We start from the raw sequence: 16658 nt of genomic DNA on the forward strand, positions 1-16658 counted from the left end.
TATTTAAACAGTAAAAACGGTTGTTTCCAATTGGAAACAGGGTATCGAAAATTAGCGGGGGCTGACAAGCCCTACAAAGGACTAAATCAAGCTTTTATCACAAAAAACCAAGGCAATAGGGAAACTATCCAACACAAAGAGCAAAAAAGAATGACGGTATACTTCATAATTCATACCTAAAGAGTGTTTCCAATTGGAAACTTTTTGATTATGATATGCTTAAATGACGCAAAACGAACCATGATTGACGCTCTTGGAAAGATGATCTTTTTTCATCATCTTAGACTGCCTTAGTGTTATTATACGCACGACTCATTGTCTTTTGGGCATACATGTTTATTTAAGAGGAAATTCCCCATGGCTAACACCGAATCCTTTTTCAGCCAAGCTTTAGCTGAGCGAGATCCAGAACTTTACGCGACCATTGTTGAAGAACAAGAACGTCAAGAAACCGGCATTGAATTGATTGCTTCTGAAAACATCACGTCAAAAGCGGTTTTAGAAGCTCAAGGCTCTGTTCTGACCAACAAATACGCTGAAGGTTATCCGAATCGTCGTTACTATGGTGGTTGTGAAGCGGTTGACGTGACCGAGCAATTGGCGATCGATCGCGCAAAGCAGTTGTTCAACTGTGAATTCGTAAACGTTCAGCCTCACTCTGGCGCCCAAGCCAACGGCGCAGTAATGTTAGCGCTGTTGCAACCCGGCGATACCATTTTGGGTATGTCATTGGACGCGGGCGGTCACTTGACCCATGGCGCACCACCAGCACAATCTGGCAAGTGGTTCAATGCCGTTCAATATCAAGTACACCCTGATACATTGCTGATCGACTACGATGCCATTGAAGCTCAAGCGATCGAATGTAAACCTAAAATGATCATCGCTGGCGGATCGGCTATTCCTCGTGTTATCGATTTCAAGCGTTTCCGTGAAATCGCGGATAAAGTTGGCGCGTATTTGTTCGTTGACATGGCTCACATTGCTGGATTGGTTGCCACTGGCGCGCATCCGTCACCCCTTCCACATGCCCACATTGTCACCACCACCACGCACAAAACACTTCGTGGCCCACGTGGTGGTATGATTCTTTCAAACGACCTAGATATTGGTAAAAAAATCAATTCTGCGGTTTTTCCTGGTTATCAAGGCGGCCCATTGATGCACGTTATTGCCGGTAAAGCGGTTGCATTTGGCGAAGCCCTTAAACCTGAATTCAAAGTCTACATCGATCAAGTAGTCGCCAACGCCAAAGCATTGGCTGCCGTCATGATCGAACGTGGGTGCGATATCGTCACCGGCGGAACGGACAACCACCTAATGTTGGTTGACCTTCGTCCTAAAGGCTTAAAAGGTAACGTGGTAGATAAAGCCCTTGAGCGCGCTGGTATCACTTGCAACAAAAACGGCATTCCGTTTGATACCGAAAAACCCATGATCACGTCCGGCATTCGTATCGGTACGCCGGCTGCCACGTCTCGTGGTTTTGGTATTGAAGAGTTTGAAAAAGTGGGACATCTCATCAGTGACGTACTGGATGGCTTAGTTTCTATGCCTGAAGGTAACCCTGAAGTAGAAGCTCGTGTGCTTGCACAGGTAAAAGAGCTCTGTAAGCGTTTCCCGCTGTACCGCTAATGCCCTGTACCCAAGAGCGTCTTGCTCTTGGGTATTTTTTTATGAGGAAAGAATAATATGAGCACCGTTTTAGAGAACTTAAAATACGCCGATTCACACGAATGGGTACTAGATAACGGAGACGGTACCGTTACTGTCGGTATTACTGACCACGCACAAGACCTGCTGGGTGATGTTGTGTATGTTGAATTGCCAGAAATCGGCTCTGAAGTCACGGCGACAGAACAATTCTCACTTGTTGAATCCGTAAAAGCGGCGTCTGATATTTATGCACCCGTTAATGGCGAAGTCATTGAAGTAAATGATGCACTCAACGATTCACCTGAACTTATAAACGAAGCCCCTTTTGAAGGTGCATGGATCGCTAAAATCAAACTTAGCGACGCCACCGATCTTGACAAGCTTCTTGATGCCAAAGGCTACTCAGCCATAATCGAATAGTTTCGACACAGGCTCTCTTTCGATTGTATTGAGAGCCTGGCTTCCCCAGATTTACTCTAAATAGGTGATTGAACCATGACCTCGTGCATTCGCGATTTGTTAAATAATGATGAATTTATTGCTCGCCACATTGGCCCTGATGCATCAGAGCAAGCCAAGATGCTGGCAACCATTGGCATAAACGATCTTTCAAAATTAATCGAAAAAACCGTTCCTGAAGCCATTCGTCAGGCAAATCTAGACCTTTCTGCTGACCCTGTCAGTGAAAGTGATGCCCTTGTTCAACTGAAAGCCATCGCCAACCAAAATACTGTGGTGCGTTCTTTTATTGGCATGGGTTATCACGACACACATGTGCCATCTCCTATATTACGTAATTTACTTGAAAATCCAGGTTGGTATACAGCTTATACTCCGTATCAACCCGAAATTTCTCAAGGTCGCTTGGAAGCCTTGTTAAACTTTCAGCAAGTCATCATAGACCTAACTGGTATGGAAATTTCTAATGCCTCTTTGCTGGATGAAGCGACAGCAGCAGCTGAAGCAATGACCTTGATGAAACGCTCTAATCGTAAGAAGAGCGACTCTCTTTTTGTTGCTAGCCACTGCCTACCTCAAACCATTGATGTGGTTAAAACCCGTGCGGAATTGCTAGAAATACAGGTCATCGTTGATGATATTGAAAACTTCGCCCAACACGATGTTTTTGGCGCCCTTTTTCAATACCCAGGCATTGATGGCACGGTGCAGGACCTAACAGAAGTCATCGCACAAGCGCACGAACAAGGCGCTTTAGTGACCATTGCTGTTGATTTATTATCTCTTGTGTTACTGAAATCACCTGGTGATATGGGAGCGGATATTGTTGTTGGATCAGCGCAACGATTTGGTGTCCCAATGGGATTTGGTGGGCCTCATGCCGCTTTCCTAGCAACAAAAGATGCGTTTAAACGCTCTATGCCGGGTCGCGTCATTGGCGTCTCTAAAGACAGCCACGGAAAACCTGCCCTACGAATGGCCATGCAAACTCGAGAACAACATATTCGACGCGAGAAAGCGACGTCTAATATCTGTACAGCACAAGCATTACTGGCAATGATGGCGGGGTTTTATGCTGTGTATCACGGCCCTGTTGGCCTGAAAAAAATAGCCGACCGCATCGCCTCGTTGTCACACTGCTTTGTAAACGCCGTTCAAAAAGCAGGCTTAACGACCAACGCCAGTTATTTTGATACCGTAGTTGTGAATACTGGCAAGCAAACTGATGCCATCATGGCAAACGGCGTTGCCAAATTGATGAATTTTTACAAAGTATCAGAGGGACAAATATCAGTTTCCCTAAACGAAACCATCACTCCGGCCGACCTAGTAGATTTAGCTGAGTGCTTTGGCGCTGAACTTACAGAAAAAGACATCACAGACGCTCAAACAGGATACGGGTTTGACGGCTCTTTGTTGCGCCAAGATGCCATTTTGACGCACCCAGTATTCAACAGTCACCACAGCGAAACAGAGTTGATGCGCTACATGCATCAGCTAGAAGTAAAAGACATTGCACTGAACCAAAGCATGATTCCGCTAGGCTCTTGCACGATGAAGTTGAACGCAGCTTCTGAAATGATCCCTGTCACATGGGCAGAGTTTGGGCGAATTCACCCATTTGCCCCAGAAAATCAAGTGTCTGGCTACCACGCCTTACTACAAGAATTGATTGACATGCTTTCCAAAGCAACGGGTTATGACACCGTGTCTTTACAGCCGAACTCAGGCGCTCAAGGCGAATACGCTGGACTGATTGCCATTGATAAATACCACAAATCCCGTGGCGACAATGAGCGTGATGTCTGCCTTATCCCCAGCTCGGCTCATGGCACCAACCCTGCCTCTGCCGCTCTTGCCGGCATGAAAGTTGTCATCGTAAAATGCGATGAAGACGGCAACATAGATTTGGTGGATCTGAAAGAAAAATCAGAAAAGCACGCCAACCAACTCAGCTGTATCATGGTAACGTACCCATCCACTCATGGTGTATTCGAAGAGCACATTCGTGAAGTGTGCGACATGGTGCATCATTATGGCGGCCAAGTGTACATCGATGGCGCCAACTTGAATGCCCTTGTCGGTGTTGCTCCTCCAGGGAGTTTCGGCGGTGACGTTTCTCACCTCAATCTACACAAAACATTCTGCATTCCGCATGGCGGCGGTGGTCCTGGCATGGGCCCTATCGGTGTGAAATCACACCTTGCACCTTTCTTAGCGGGCCATTCTGTTACACCCGTGATGGGCATGGCTGAGCAACATGGAGCGGTTTCTGCAGCACCTTATGGCAGTGCTAGCATTCTTGTTATCACTTGGATGTACATCAAAATGATGGGGGACAAGGGTTTACGCGATGCAACGTACAATGCGATTTTAAACGCTAACTACATCGCCACGCGCTTAGCTGATCACTACCCTGTTCTGTATACTGGCAAAAACAACACAGTGGCTCACGAATGCATCATTGACATTCGCCCCTTAAAAGCAAGCTCCGGCATCAGCGAAGAAGACATTGCAAAACGCTTAATGGACTTTGGGTTCCATGCGCCGACCATGTCTTTCCCTGTAGCTGGCACTTTAATGATTGAGCCAACAGAGTCAGAAAACATTGATGAACTGAATCGTTTTTGCGACGCCATGATTCAAATTCGTAACGAAATAAGCAAGGTGCAAGATGGCGAATGGCCGTTAGAAGACAATCCACTTGTGAACGCACCCCATACCGCTGATTGCTTACTCGACAGCGAATGGAACCATGCGTATTCTCGCAAAGAAGCGGCCTACCCACTTCCCTGGATTAAAGCCCGCAAATATTGGCCTCCCGTTGGTCGAATTGATAACGTGTATGGCGATCGCAACTTATACTGCGAATGCCCTCCTATCGAAAGCTATCAAGACTAATTATCACCAAGCTTAATTAACTAAGCCCAAAAAAGAGCGCGTCCGTGATGACCCGCTCTTTTTTTGTCTCTAACGCACTGTGGATCAATGAAAGCATCTCATTGAGTAAATAAAATAATAATACGAAGTTATTTATCTATTGGTGCTTTCTTCCCTATACAATGCACTCCCCAGTAAAGAGAAGTATCGCTGAAAGGCATCGTTTATTCGTATTCTTTGATCATTTTTAGGATATAAGCCCGCGCTTGCTTCTTTAGAGTGGCGAGTGCCACTGACCAAAAAAGAGCTTGAAGGATTGCTGTCTTCAACATATGCCTCAAAAGCCCTTGCACACAACTCTACTGGCTTAGCGTAATAGATAATCTTAAGATTTTCGTCTGCTTCACGGGACGCTGTAAATAAATCACTTGGAGCGTCGCCTTTTTCATTAAGCAAAATTGCATGAAAACAGCGCGCCAACAACTGATTAAGTGGATGTGGCAAACCCTGTTTACCACGCTTAATAGAAGCCTCATTTAACCAACTTTCTGAAGCAAATTGAGAGACAGACTGGCGCTCAAACATTTTGTCACCCATAAAATGATCAAAAGCATGAAACCATTCGTGAGCGAGCGCCCCAGAACCAGCGTTTTTGGCCAATGACAACTGCCGCGTGGCAGGCATGTAATGTGCCGCAACGCCAGGACGACCACCTTTTCCGTATTGCAAGCCAAGCGTTCCACGCAGTGAAATAAGCGGCTCAGGCCCTTGTAGAATCAACATAAGATCGACAAGTGCCCGATGAAAGTTAACCGCCGCTCGGTCCCTTTCCGCTGACGTCACCCAGCGCCCCACCTCAATACCGCGGAAATCAAATTGGCGACGAATATCGACAAAATTAGAATGTGTAAAAGAATCAACCAAAAGGTACCACCATCAACTCAATACTCAGTGTCTCACTTTATTCATTTTTAAACGTAAAATTAAAAATACCATTGAATAGTAAGCAGACCAACCGGTAAGAACAATGCATTGAAGCAGAACACACCATAAAACCTTATCTTTTCCTATTTGTCATCAAGTGAAAAATGGCTACCAGTAACCTAATGCCTTCCACCAAAGACCACCAACAACCCCCCAAACAGTTAAATTAACAACACTCATAATGAAACCCATAACCCACCAATTTTCCATGGAAACATAACCAGAGCCAAAAATAATAGGCGATGTTCCTGTTGCGTAGTGTGTTAATGACATCATCAATGAAGAGGCGCCCGCCAACAACAAACCAAGATATAAAGGTGGCGCACCAAGCGCCAACCCTGCCACGTAAAAAGCCGCAAACATAGCGGTAATATGGGCCGTAGTGCTGGCAAAGAAGTAATGCACATAAAAATAAATAGCGACGAGAATGACAACAGAAACACCCCAATCAAACCCAAGATGCGCAATATTATTTTCCACTACAGTAGAGAACCAATGCACTAAGCCCAATTTATTGAGAAATGTCGCCATCATGACCAAGGCAGAAAACCAAACGACCGTATCCCAAGCCGATTTTTCTTTCAGAACATCATCCCAACTAAGCACCCCAGTTACCAACAACACCGACAAACCTAAAAATGCAACCGCCGTCGTATTAACTGCAAATGCTGGTCCAAATAACGCCGCCGGCACACCCGCCCAAAGAATAAGAAGTAGAGCAAAAACGGCTATCATTATTTTTTCACCATAAGACATAGCGCCCATTTCAAGCAACTTAGACTGAGCATAAGTCCGAGCGTCTGGCGTACTTTTGATTTCAGGTGGGTAAATCGCGTAAACAATCAGTGGCACCAAAGCAATACACACTAACCCAGGCAACAAAGCCGCTAACGCCCATGTCCCCCATGTTATACTGATATCTGCACCAGTAGCGTCTGCAATTAACTTCACTATTAATGGGTTAGGAGCCGTCGCAGTAATAAACATAGCCGATGTAATTGGGTTTATATGATAATTCACCAACGCAAGATAATGACCAATCTTACGAGACGTTCCCTCTTCTGGCGAAGAACCAAAACTGCTCGCAATTGACTTCATAATCGGGTGAATAATACCACCACCTCGTGCTGCATTGCTTGGTGTAACGGGGGCGATAACAAGCTCGGAAAGTGCTAACGCATAACCAATACCAATGGTTTTTTTCCAAACAAAGAAATGAAGTAATACCCAATACGATTTCCCAGTCCTGTTTTGGCAAGTCCACGGGAAATAATGATCGCAATGCCAATTAACCAAATGAGAGAATTAGAAAAGCCACTTAATGCGTCTTGTATCGCACCAGACGGAGAATCGTTCGCAACCCCAGTCAGAGCCACCAAGGTGATTGCCAACATGGCAATGGCGCCTATCGGCATGGCTTTACCGATAATGGCGACAACAATACCGACAAACAGTGCCAACAAATGCCAAGCATTCGCCGTAACGCCCTCAGGCACTGGCACCACAAACCAAATAATGAGCGTTACTAAGTAAGCGTTCATTCTAGGGAGTCATTGACAGCCACTGACTCAGAGCAATGGCGATTTTAACGGGTTGTCTGCAAACAGCGGCTTCCATCGCCTTGGGATTAAGTCAGCGGTGTCTTTTGCTGGGTGTTGGCTGACTCGTTGCAAGACATCCGTCAGGTAGACGTTAGGGTCGATGTCGTGCAGCTTGCAGGTGCTGATGAGGCTTTGGATGATGCCAACGTGTTCGGCGCCCAGTTCTGTCCAACAGAAAAGCCAGTTTTTCTTACCCATCGGGATGGGTCTTATCTCTCGCTCTAGGTGGTTAGTGTCCATGGCAACATCGGGATTTTCTAAGAAGACCATCAGTTGGCGTTTGCGCTTTAAGGTGTAGTTCAACGCTTTCATCCAGCTATCGTCTGGCAGCAGGTCGGCCCGTTGATTTTGCTCTTCGCAGAAGGCAAAAAATTGATCCACTAAAGGCTTGCTGTGTTGCGCTCGGTAGTCTTGTTTTTTCTCACCCGTCCAGCCTTTTTGTTGGATATGGCTTTCCTGTTTATATAAGGCCGCAATCAGGTTCAGCGCGTGCGTGACGGCGTCGGTTTCTTCCCTTTCAGCTTTTAGCAGCTGACGACGCATGTGCACCCAGCACTGGGCATGGGTGATGTCTGGCGATTTGGCTTCGTAGCGGCTATACGCCGCATAGCCATCGGTCAGCAAGGTGCCTTGCCAAACATGATCCAACAAGTCTTGGATGTGTTTCATGCCGCGACTTTGGGAGAAGGTAAACACCACTTCGTCTTTGTCACCATACACTGGCCAAAAATAGGCTTGTTTCATTTTGCCGGGTTTATTGCCTACCCCAGGCTGTCGGGTGACTTTGATAGGCGTTTCGTCCATGGCGAGTGTGTTGCTGTCCAGTACGCTGATGAGCTGTTCTATGACAATCGGTCGTAGCAGTTCGATCCCGCGTTTGGTGAGGTTCGTCAGCGTCGCACGGCTGAGGGTGATGCCAGCGGCACTCAGTTGTTGGTGTTGACGATAAAGCGGTAAATGATACAGGAACTTGTTGATCAGTAAGCCAACGATAAAGCTGACATCCGCGACAGAGCTGTCAAAAATCCTATCCGGCTGTGGCGCGGTAATAAGCTGTTTGCTGGCTTTGTGTTTGACCACTTGGCGCTTGGTAATCACGATTTCGTAAGCACTGGTTTTTTGTACGATGCAGCTGACTTCTTTGAAGCCCACGGCTTCGTATTCGTGCGCATTGGGGCCTTGCAGTTCGTCCGCTAGAATCACCTTTTCACGAACGGGGATGGTTTCGTCAAAACGCAGTCCGGTGAGGTTGATTTCATTGCCGTTACGAGACTTGGGGGCTTTGCCCCGAACACTGACCGACTCAGGCTTGTCCTTCTCAACGGTGGACGCGTCTTCTAAGCGGGTTAGCTCAGCTGGCATCGGACCCACGATATCGGCGAGGGCTTGTTGGTCTGGCGTGAGTAAGCCTCGACGTTCACTTTTCGGTCCGAACAACTCGCGTTTTAGTGCCCACACTTCGGCTTCGTATTGACGGATTCTAAAAGACATCGCCTCAACTTCAGCGCGCAGCTTTTCGACCTCATTCGTGTGAAGCAAATCGGTGTTTTTAAAGGGTAAAATAGGTCGATAAGTGGCGTCGTTCATGGGGTTGGATTATACCATCCAACCCTTTAAGATGCGCGTTTGTAGCGCTTAAATTGACGATATTTTTCGACTTTTATGCCCGCCAACAGATGCTGTAATTCCAGTGTGCTGAGAGCGTGTTTATCGTTTTCTGATGGCGCATAGTTGAACTGCCCCTGAGACAGTCGTTTGCACCAGATGCAGTAACCCGAGGCTTCAAAATAAAGGATTTTCATCTGCGTTTTACGGCGGTTAATGAACACAAAATACCCGATGAGTGGGCTTTCCTTGAGGTGCTGTTTGATCAGCCCTAACAAACCACAATAAGACTTACGCATATCGGTAGGTTTAGCGTAGAGCCAAATTTTAGCATTGGGATCGGGCAGGAACATCAGTCACGACTCAATCGGAGTTCAATACCATCACCTAAGCACAAGGTAATATTCCAACGTCCAGTACCTGAGAGAGCAGGCATCTGACTGAGATCGATAAAGTCTGATTGACTAGAATCTGGCGAGGTTTTCGTTCCCGAAAAATGCTGACGCCATTTGCTAAAACTGGCGTAACGCACTTGATGTTGTTTGCAGTATTGAGGGGCGGACAAGCCAGACTCGGCTTGATCATCAATGATTTGTTGCCATTCAGAAGAAGAACGACGGGTATAAGGCTTGGTCATGAGCAGGACTCCGTTATCGGTTATGAGATGAAAACGGAGCCCAGTTTAGAGTGAGAAAAGATGAGATGAAATAACGGCGTGGAATGAACGCTTACGTTACTAAAACAGAGACTAACCTGGGGACAGTTCGAACACTAGTGGTCTTCATTAGACAATTCTCCATTATCAAAAAACACCCATCAACACCTCGAAGAGCGATTAATCAATAATAATGGATTGAAGACGATGGAAAGGTGATGCAAATCACATTAACAAGAATGCATACAACCTACTTACAAAAAAGCTTACCGAAGCAAGCTTTTTTGGTTTCTCTTTTGGTTTTCTGAACACCCAGTAAAACACTACCTCACCAAACACGTCGTTAAGGGAACACAGCGGTTAACTTATCATTCATAAGCTGCTGCCACTCTTTGTCAAGAGGGGCTTCAAATAACATACGCTCACCGTTCAAAATAATGTCCAATCGAGTCGCGTGCAGACACAAACGCTTAAAACCAAGCTCTTTTGTTTCTTTTAGCGATTCATCGGGTGCGTACTTGTCATCCCCCACAATTGGGTAACCCGCATACTGCGCATGCACACGAATTTGATGGGTACGTCCGGTTACTGGCTCACACTCAACCAAACTATACCCATCAAACTGTCTGGCTAATTTAAATCGCGTTAAACTTTCTTTTCCATCCATGTGCACCTTAACTACGCGCTCACCGGATTTAAGCTCATTTTTTAATAAGGGCGCATTGACTTGCAGTTTACGCTTTGGCCAACTGCCGTACACCAAAGCCAAATACGTTTTTTGCACCCCTTCTTTTTCACGTAACGCGGTATGCAACTCTTTTAAAACCGCACGTTTTTTCGCCACCATGATAAGACCTGAAGTATCACGATCTAATCGATGAACAAGTTCAATGAATTTTTCTAGTGGTCGCATTTGACGGATAACTTCCACCAGACCAAAACTCAAGCCACTACCACCATGAACCGCCAAACCAGAAGGTTTATTAATCACAATTAAGCCTTTGTCTTCATAGACAATGCGTGATTCTATCTCGTTTTTTAGACGATCAGACAACACTGGCTTATCCGATTCTGGTGCGATAACAATCGGCGCAATTCGCACGACATCGTCATTTACTAGACGATAATCTGGTTTTGTGCGCTTCTTGTTAACGCGAATTTCACCTTTTCTTAACAAGTTGTAAATTTTTCCTTTTGGCACGCCTTTGAGGAAAGTGACCAAAAAATTATCGATTCGCTGCCCCGTGTTATTCTCGTCAATTGTGACGTAACGAACGGCTGGACGCTCTGCTGAATTTTGTTCTGTGTCAGACTTAAGCAAAGATTGGTTTCCTTTATAATTGAAGCACTTAGTTTTTACTGTTATATTCACATTCACAGAGGATAAGAGACAACAAAACACCTCGAAGATAAGATGCAAACATTGATGACAATTACCAAAGCGACACTTTGGCCCTTATCTTACCTCTGTAACAGTTAATCTTAAATAATAAACCGCATGATTCGGAAAAATTCGCTTCAGTGGAAGGAACTCTCATTATATTGCTTGATCACGCGTTCGCGTTGTTTCGTAAAAAAAGCAAGAACGAGACCGGTTAAAGAGACAATTTGGTATTAATCTAGGCAGCGGCCACATAAAAGCGTTTAAAAAACGAAACGTGTTCACTTCTCGCCCGAAAAACTGAATGACTTACTCTAATTCTGAGTCAGATTTATTAATGGTTACCCTATCACCGCAGTGACTCTTTCGTTTCAGCCAACAGAGTTCACACATACAATGATTAGAATGCTTATTAATGCAACTCAACAAGAAGAGTTGCGCGTCGCCCTAGTAGATGGACAGCGCCTATATGATCTTGACATCGAATCCGGTTCACGCGAACAAAAGAAATCCAATATTTACAAAGGCCGCATCACTCGTATTGAACCGAGTTTAGAAGCGGCATTTGTTGATTTTGGCGCCGATCGCCACGGTTTCCTCCCTCTCAAAGAAATCTCTAAAACGTACTTTTCAAAAAAATCCAACCATGACGGCCGAATTAACATCAAAGATGTGTTAAGCGAAGGCCAAGAAGTCATAGTACAAGTGGATAAAGAAGAGCGCGGCAACAAAGGAGCTGCATTAACGACCTTCGTCAGCTTAGCTGGGCGTTATTTGGTATTGATGCCAAACAACCCCCGCGCTGGTGGTATTTCTCGTCGTATTGACGGTGACGACCGCTCGCACTTAAAAGAAGCGATGTCCGGCTTAAACACACCAGAAAACGGCGGTCTTATTGTCCGTACCGCAGGCGTAGGCCGTTCCACAGAAGAACTTCAGTGGGACCTAGATTACCTCGACACTCTTTGGAACTCGATTACCAAAGCTGCCTCTGAAAAACCCGCGCCGTTCTTGATTTACCAAGAAAGTAACATTGTTATACGTGCAATACGCGACTACCTTCGTGAAGACATCGGCGAAGTTCTAATAGATGAAAAAAGTGCCTACCAAGACGCCATTAATTTCGTCATGCAAGTCATGCCTCACTTCAAATCTCGTATCAAAATGTATACGGATGCCACGCCATTGTTTAACCGCTTTCAAATTGAAACTCAAATTGAAACGGCTTTTCAACGTGAAGTTCGACTCCCTTCTGGTGGTTCTATTGTTATCGACCCAACAGAAGCGCTTGTCTCCATTGATATTAACTCGGCCCGTGCAACAAAGGGCGGCGATATCGAAGAGACAGCATTGCAAACTAACTTAGAAGCGGCCGATGAAATTGCTCGACAGTTACGACTTCGAGATATTGGTGGTTTGGTTGTCATCGACTTCATTGATATGACACCTGCACGCAATCAAAAAGAAGTGGAAAATCGCATGAAAAATGCGCTTGAAGCCGACAGAGCCCGCGTGCAAATTGGCCGAATTTCACGCTTCGGCTTGCTGGAAATGTCCCGTCAACGCCTACGCCCTTCTTTAGGTGAAACCAGCGGTATCGTTTGCCCTCGTTGTAATGGGCAAGGATTTATTCGCGACGTTGAATCGTTAGCACTGTCTGTTCTTAGATTGATAGAGGAAGAATGCTCCAAAGAACGGACTTCACAAATACGTGCTGTGCTGCCGGTTTCAGTTGCCACTTTCTTGCTAAACGAAAAACGTACGAATATTGCAAAAATTGAAAAACGCAACAATGTTCATATCATTCTTGTGCCAAACCCACACATGGAAACACCACATTTTGAAGTGGAGCGTATTCGTGATGACAGCACAGTCGTGATGCAAAATGAAAACAGCTATTCCTTGATTAATACACCAGAACAGCCTCCTTACGAGCCACGTAAAGCCAGCGAAAATGTTCGCCCACAAGCCGCAGTAACGAGCATTGCTCCAAAAGCACCCGCTCCAGAAGCGGCTACCGTTTCCGCTGTCGAACCTAAAATGATTGAAACGGTGAATACCAAACCGAGCTTATTTAAGCGCATTATGACAGCACTATTTGGTGAAGATCAGCCTAAAGCTGCACCAAAAACACCTAGTAAAGTAAGTACAGCGTCAAACAAAGCACCAGATAATGACACGGAGAACAAAACACCACCTCGCACTAACCGCAACAAGCGACATGTTAAACATCAGCACGCTGATCGTGACAATTCAACAACGGAGAAACAACGCTCCACACGTCAATCTCGTCGTGAACAAGCCGAGGAAGTTACAAACACAACGGGCAACACTAACAGCCGTCGTCACAATAATCGAGGCAATCGCTCTGATTCCTCTGAAGCAAGACCTGAGAAGCAAGAAGCTGCGGTGAAGGCAGCGCCTCGACAGCCTCAGAAAGACGTTCCTGAGGTGAAAGAACGTAAACGAGAGCGCAATGATAATCGTCGTCGTAATGGCAAATTGAAAGATGAAGCGCAAGAAGCAGTTAAAGTTCAAGAGCAGGAAGACATTGCAGCTTTGGAGACGGCTAAAAACACAGCCGATTCTGAATCAAGCAATCACTCAGATGAACCACAACGTCGTTCTCGTCGTTCAAGGCGCTCTCGTCGTCCGCAAAAAGATGAGGTAAGCGAACAACAAGAGAACATCGAGGCTAGCGTTCCTGAAGAAATAGTCAGTGCCTCATCTGCTGATGCAACAGCTGATGCCAAAGATCCTACCCCTGCGGTAACGGAAAAAAGTAGCGAAGCCGTTGCGGCGACTCCATCAGACCTCAAGTCAGATGTTGAAATAGATACGCAAAAGAATAAAACCACTACACACGATGACGTGGTAAAACGAGAAGAAGATAAAGTGGTTGAAAAAGAATCAACTCAAGCGGCACCAGAGGTTGAAAAGACACAAGTTGTCATTGTGGAATCGATCGCAGCTGAACCTGTAAGTCAGATTGAACCACTGAAAGAGCAACCATTGTCCGAGCAACCAGTCAAAGAGGATTCTACTGGGTCTGTAGAAGATGATGTGTCAACAACTAATGAGATAATTGAAAACTCCGTTGTTGAACCAGAAATCTTGCCCTCTTCACAAGACAGTAATGAAAGCACGGCCGGCGTATCTGTAATACAATCTGCACCAGAGACAACTGCAGAAGATGTTGCTCAAGATAAAAGCGCAGAAGTCATAACAGACTCAGCAGACCTTGGCGCATTAGATTCTACTGTTTTACCGATCGAATCAGAGCAACAAACTGTCGTTAGCGAGGTAACGTCTGATGAAACAAGCAGCACAGAACGCCCTTCTAGAGCACCTCGTCGTGGGCGTGGAAAGCCCGCCATTAAGTCTGCAGCTGAAGCAAAAACCGCTGTCGATTTGCCCCCCGCCATTTTAGCCCAGCAAGAAAAGCTTCGACTTGAACAAGAAGAAAAGCGTAACGCGGCGTCCACTCGACGACGGGCATCTAGTGGACGGGTAAAGAATGACCCTCGACTAGACCGTACTGCTGATTCCTCCCTAGGCAGCGATGCAGAGTAATTTAGCCTTGAGATAAAAACGATAAACAAAGAGCCCGCCTTATGCGGGCTCTTTTGCAAACAAATGAGATCCATACTGCCTTAGCCAATTTATACGAACATAGATAACGAATAGGTAAATCATAATGATCATCGATTTTTCACGCTTTAAAGATTGGTCCCTCGTTGGCGATTTATTTGGCGGAGCGACCACAGCCATTGTGTCATTGCCTCTCGCTCTAGCCTTTGGTGTAGCCTCAGGTGCGGGGGCTGAAGCTGGGTTATGGGGCGCTATTCTGGTCGGTTTTTTTGCAGCTGTATTTGGCGGCTCAACGAGTTTAATCTCGGAGCCAACGGGCCCCATGACGGTCATTATGACCGCTGTTCTGACGAGCATGATGGCAAACAACCCAGAAAGTGGAGTCGCCATGGCGTTTACCGTGGTCATGATTGCAGGCTTATTTCAGATCACCCTAGGGTATTTAAAACTCGGTAAATACATCACCTTAATGCCTTACAGTGTGATTTCTGGCTTTATGTCTGGAATAGGTGTAATACTTATTATCCTACAGTTAGCGCCTTTTTTAGGTCAAGCCTCCCCTCCAGGCGGAGTACTTGGAACACTTTCTGCACTGCCCGAATTAATTGATGATTTGAAATTCTCTGAGCTGTTATTAGGTACTCTAACGCTTGCTGTACTATTCTATTTACCTAAAAAATGGCGACGTTACGTACCACCACAACTAGTAGCGCTTGTTTCTATTAGCCTAGTATCCATCGTTTTGTTTAATGACTCTGACATTCGTCGTATTGGATTCATACCATCAGGTTTGCCCTCTATCCATTGGCCCCATTTCGAAAGTACCGTTTTTATCGAGATGATCATAGATGGGTTGGTGCTTGGAACGCTTGGCTGTATTGACACCTTGTTAACCGCTGTTATTGCCGATAGCTTAACGCGCAAAGAACATGACTCGAATCGTGAATTAATTGGTCAAGGGACGGCAAATTTTTTCTCTGGTTTGCTAGGTGGACTGCCAGGAGCGGGGGCGACAATGGGAACCGTAGTAAACATCCAATCGGGAGGCAAATCACCACTCGCTGCCATTACAAGAGCTGTTATTTTACTTATTGTGGTACTAGGCGCATCGACCTTGATTAGCCCTATTCCTATGGCTGTCTTGGCGGGTATTGCGCTCTATGTTGGTATCAATATTCTCGATTGGAGTTTTTTAAAGCGCGCTCATAAAATTGCACTTGTACCCACCATCATCATGTATGGCGTAATGGCGTTAACCGTCTTTGTCGATCTAATGGTAGCCGTGGGGATTGGTGTGTTTATTGCCAATATTATCACTATCGAAAAGCTCAGCCGCTTGCAATCTGGCAACGTTAAAGCCATTAGCGACGCCGACGACGATATACCACTTACCGATGACGAAAAAGCATTACTAGACCAAGCCGATGGAAAAGTATTACTGTTCTATCTGTCAGGACCAATGATTTTTGGCGCCAGTAAAGCCATCGCCAAACATCACAATCGCATTCGCAACTATAAAGCGGTGGTATTAGATTTAAGCGCTGTTCCTATGATGGATTTAACCATTAGCCTCGCGCTTGAAAACGCTATAAAAGACGCAATAGAAGCAAATTGTGCTGTTTATATCTTCAGCCCAAATGGACAAACAACGGAACGACTGGAAAAGCTAGGAGTTCTTACTCGCCTACCCCACAATGCGTTTTGTGATTCACGAAAGTCAGCGCTAATGGAAGCCGTTAATAACCTACCTAATGATTAAGCGCGGCGCATTTTATTCACGGAATTTTGATCATAAAAAAAGCCGCTTCAAAAGCGGCTTTTTAGTTATCTAACTTATTTTCTTAAC

At 45.6% G+C, this 16658-nt stretch carries 10 protein-coding genes and 1 pseudogene; 5 read left to right on the forward strand and 6 right to left on the reverse strand.

Annotated features, from left to right (window positions below; translation table 11 throughout):
- Window positions 1–357 precede the first annotated feature (357 nt).
- The 3 genes from glyA (at window position 358) to gcvP (ending at window position 5016) form a co-directional block, all read left to right on the forward strand.
- Window positions 358–1635, forward strand: coding sequence for a serine hydroxymethyltransferase (gene glyA, locus FXV75_RS08105; RefSeq protein WP_148832376.1), 1278 nt, complete (start codon window positions 358–360; stop codon window positions 1633–1635).
- A 57-nt stretch (window positions 1636–1692) separates the two neighbouring features.
- A complete protein-coding gene (gene gcvH, locus FXV75_RS08110; RefSeq protein ID WP_148832377.1) occupies window positions 1693–2076 on the forward strand; it encodes a glycine cleavage system protein GcvH in 384 nt (127 codons plus the stop codon).
- A 75-nt stretch (window positions 2077–2151) separates the two neighbouring features.
- Entirely contained in the window at window positions 2152–5016 is a 2865-nt protein-coding gene (gene gcvP, locus FXV75_RS08115; RefSeq protein ID WP_148832379.1) for an aminomethyl-transferring glycine dehydrogenase, read from the forward strand.
- A gap of 132 nt (window positions 5017–5148) precedes the next feature.
- On the opposite strand, the gene FXV75_RS08120 is transcribed toward gcvP, so the two are convergent.
- The 6 genes and pseudogenes from FXV75_RS08120 to rluC form a co-directional block, all read right to left on the reverse strand.
- Window positions 5149–5919, reverse strand: coding sequence for a CLCA_X family protein (locus FXV75_RS08120; RefSeq protein ID WP_148832381.1), 771 nt, complete (start codon window positions 5917–5919; stop codon window positions 5149–5151).
- Between the two features lie 168 nt (window positions 5920–6087).
- Window positions 6088–7520 (reverse strand): annotated as a pseudogene (locus FXV75_RS08125) (DASS family sodium-coupled anion symporter).
- A gap of 27 nt (window positions 7521–7547) precedes the next feature.
- Window positions 7548–9167 carry an IS66 family transposase gene (gene tnpC / locus FXV75_RS08130; protein WP_222863104.1) on the reverse strand — a complete coding sequence of 540 codons (1620 nt, stop codon included), beginning with the start codon at window positions 9165–9167 and terminating at the stop codon, window positions 7548–7550.
- 26 nt (window positions 9168–9193) lie between these two features.
- Entirely contained in the window at window positions 9194–9538 is a 345-nt protein-coding gene (gene tnpB, locus FXV75_RS08135; RefSeq protein WP_148831032.1) for an IS66 family insertion sequence element accessory protein TnpB, read from the reverse strand.
- The gene (gene tnpA / locus FXV75_RS08140) at window positions 9538–9822 is read right to left on the reverse strand and encodes an IS66 family insertion sequence element accessory protein TnpA (protein ID WP_148831031.1); all 285 of its coding nucleotides are present in this window, start codon (window positions 9820–9822) and stop codon (window positions 9538–9540) included. The genes tnpB and tnpA overlap by 1 nt, the downstream gene beginning before the upstream one ends.
- A 361-nt stretch (window positions 9823–10183) precedes the next feature.
- Complete coding sequence (gene rluC, locus FXV75_RS08145; protein ID WP_148832383.1) at window positions 10184–11161, reverse strand: 23S rRNA pseudouridine(955/2504/2580) synthase RluC; 978 nt, start codon at window positions 11159–11161, stop codon at window positions 10184–10186.
- Between the two features lie 456 nt (window positions 11162–11617).
- Here rluC and rne point away from each other — a divergent pair, with 456 nt between their 5' ends.
- Both rne and FXV75_RS08155 read left to right on the forward strand, forming a co-directional pair.
- The gene (gene rne / locus FXV75_RS08150) at window positions 11618–14794 is read left to right on the forward strand and encodes a ribonuclease E (RefSeq protein ID WP_148832384.1); all 3177 of its coding nucleotides are present in this window, start codon (window positions 11618–11620) and stop codon (window positions 14792–14794) included.
- Window positions 14795–14918: 124 nt separating this feature from the next.
- Window positions 14919–16571 carry a SulP family inorganic anion transporter gene (locus tag FXV75_RS08155; protein WP_187424867.1) on the forward strand — a complete coding sequence of 551 codons (1653 nt, stop codon included), beginning with the start codon at window positions 14919–14921 and terminating at the stop codon, window positions 16569–16571.
- Window positions 16572–16658 lie beyond the last annotated feature (87 nt).

The organism is Marinomonas sp. IMCC 4694 (assembly GCF_008122525.1).
Lineage (GTDB): Bacteria > Pseudomonadota > Gammaproteobacteria > Pseudomonadales > Marinomonadaceae > Marinomonas.

Excerpts from the sequence above, each read along its gene's own strand:
- glyA (WP_148832376.1), top strand. The coding sequence starts at position 358 with ATGGCTAACACCGAATCCTTTTTCAGCCAAGCTTTAGCTGAGCGAGAT.
- gcvH (WP_148832377.1), top strand. The coding sequence starts at position 1,693 with ATGAGCACCGTTTTAGAGAACTTAAAATACGCCGATTCACACGAATGG.
- gcvP (WP_148832379.1), top strand. The coding sequence starts at position 2,152 with ATGACCTCGTGCATTCGCGATTTGTTAAATAATGATGAATTTATTGCT.
- tnpC (WP_222863104.1), bottom strand. The coding sequence starts at position 9,167 with ATGAACGACGCCACTTATCGACCTATTTTACCCTTTAAAAACACCGAT.
- tnpB (WP_148831032.1), bottom strand. The coding sequence starts at position 9,538 with ATGTTCCTGCCCGATCCCAATGCTAAAATTTGGCTCTACGCTAAACCT.
- tnpA (WP_148831031.1), bottom strand. The coding sequence starts at position 9,822 with ATGACCAAGCCTTATACCCGTCGTTCTTCTTCTGAATGGCAACAAATC.
- rne (WP_148832384.1), top strand. The coding sequence starts at position 11,618 with ATGATTAGAATGCTTATTAATGCAACTCAACAAGAAGAGTTGCGCGTC.
- FXV75_RS08155 (WP_187424867.1), top strand. The coding sequence starts at position 14,919 with ATGATCATCGATTTTTCACGCTTTAAAGATTGGTCCCTCGTTGGCGAT.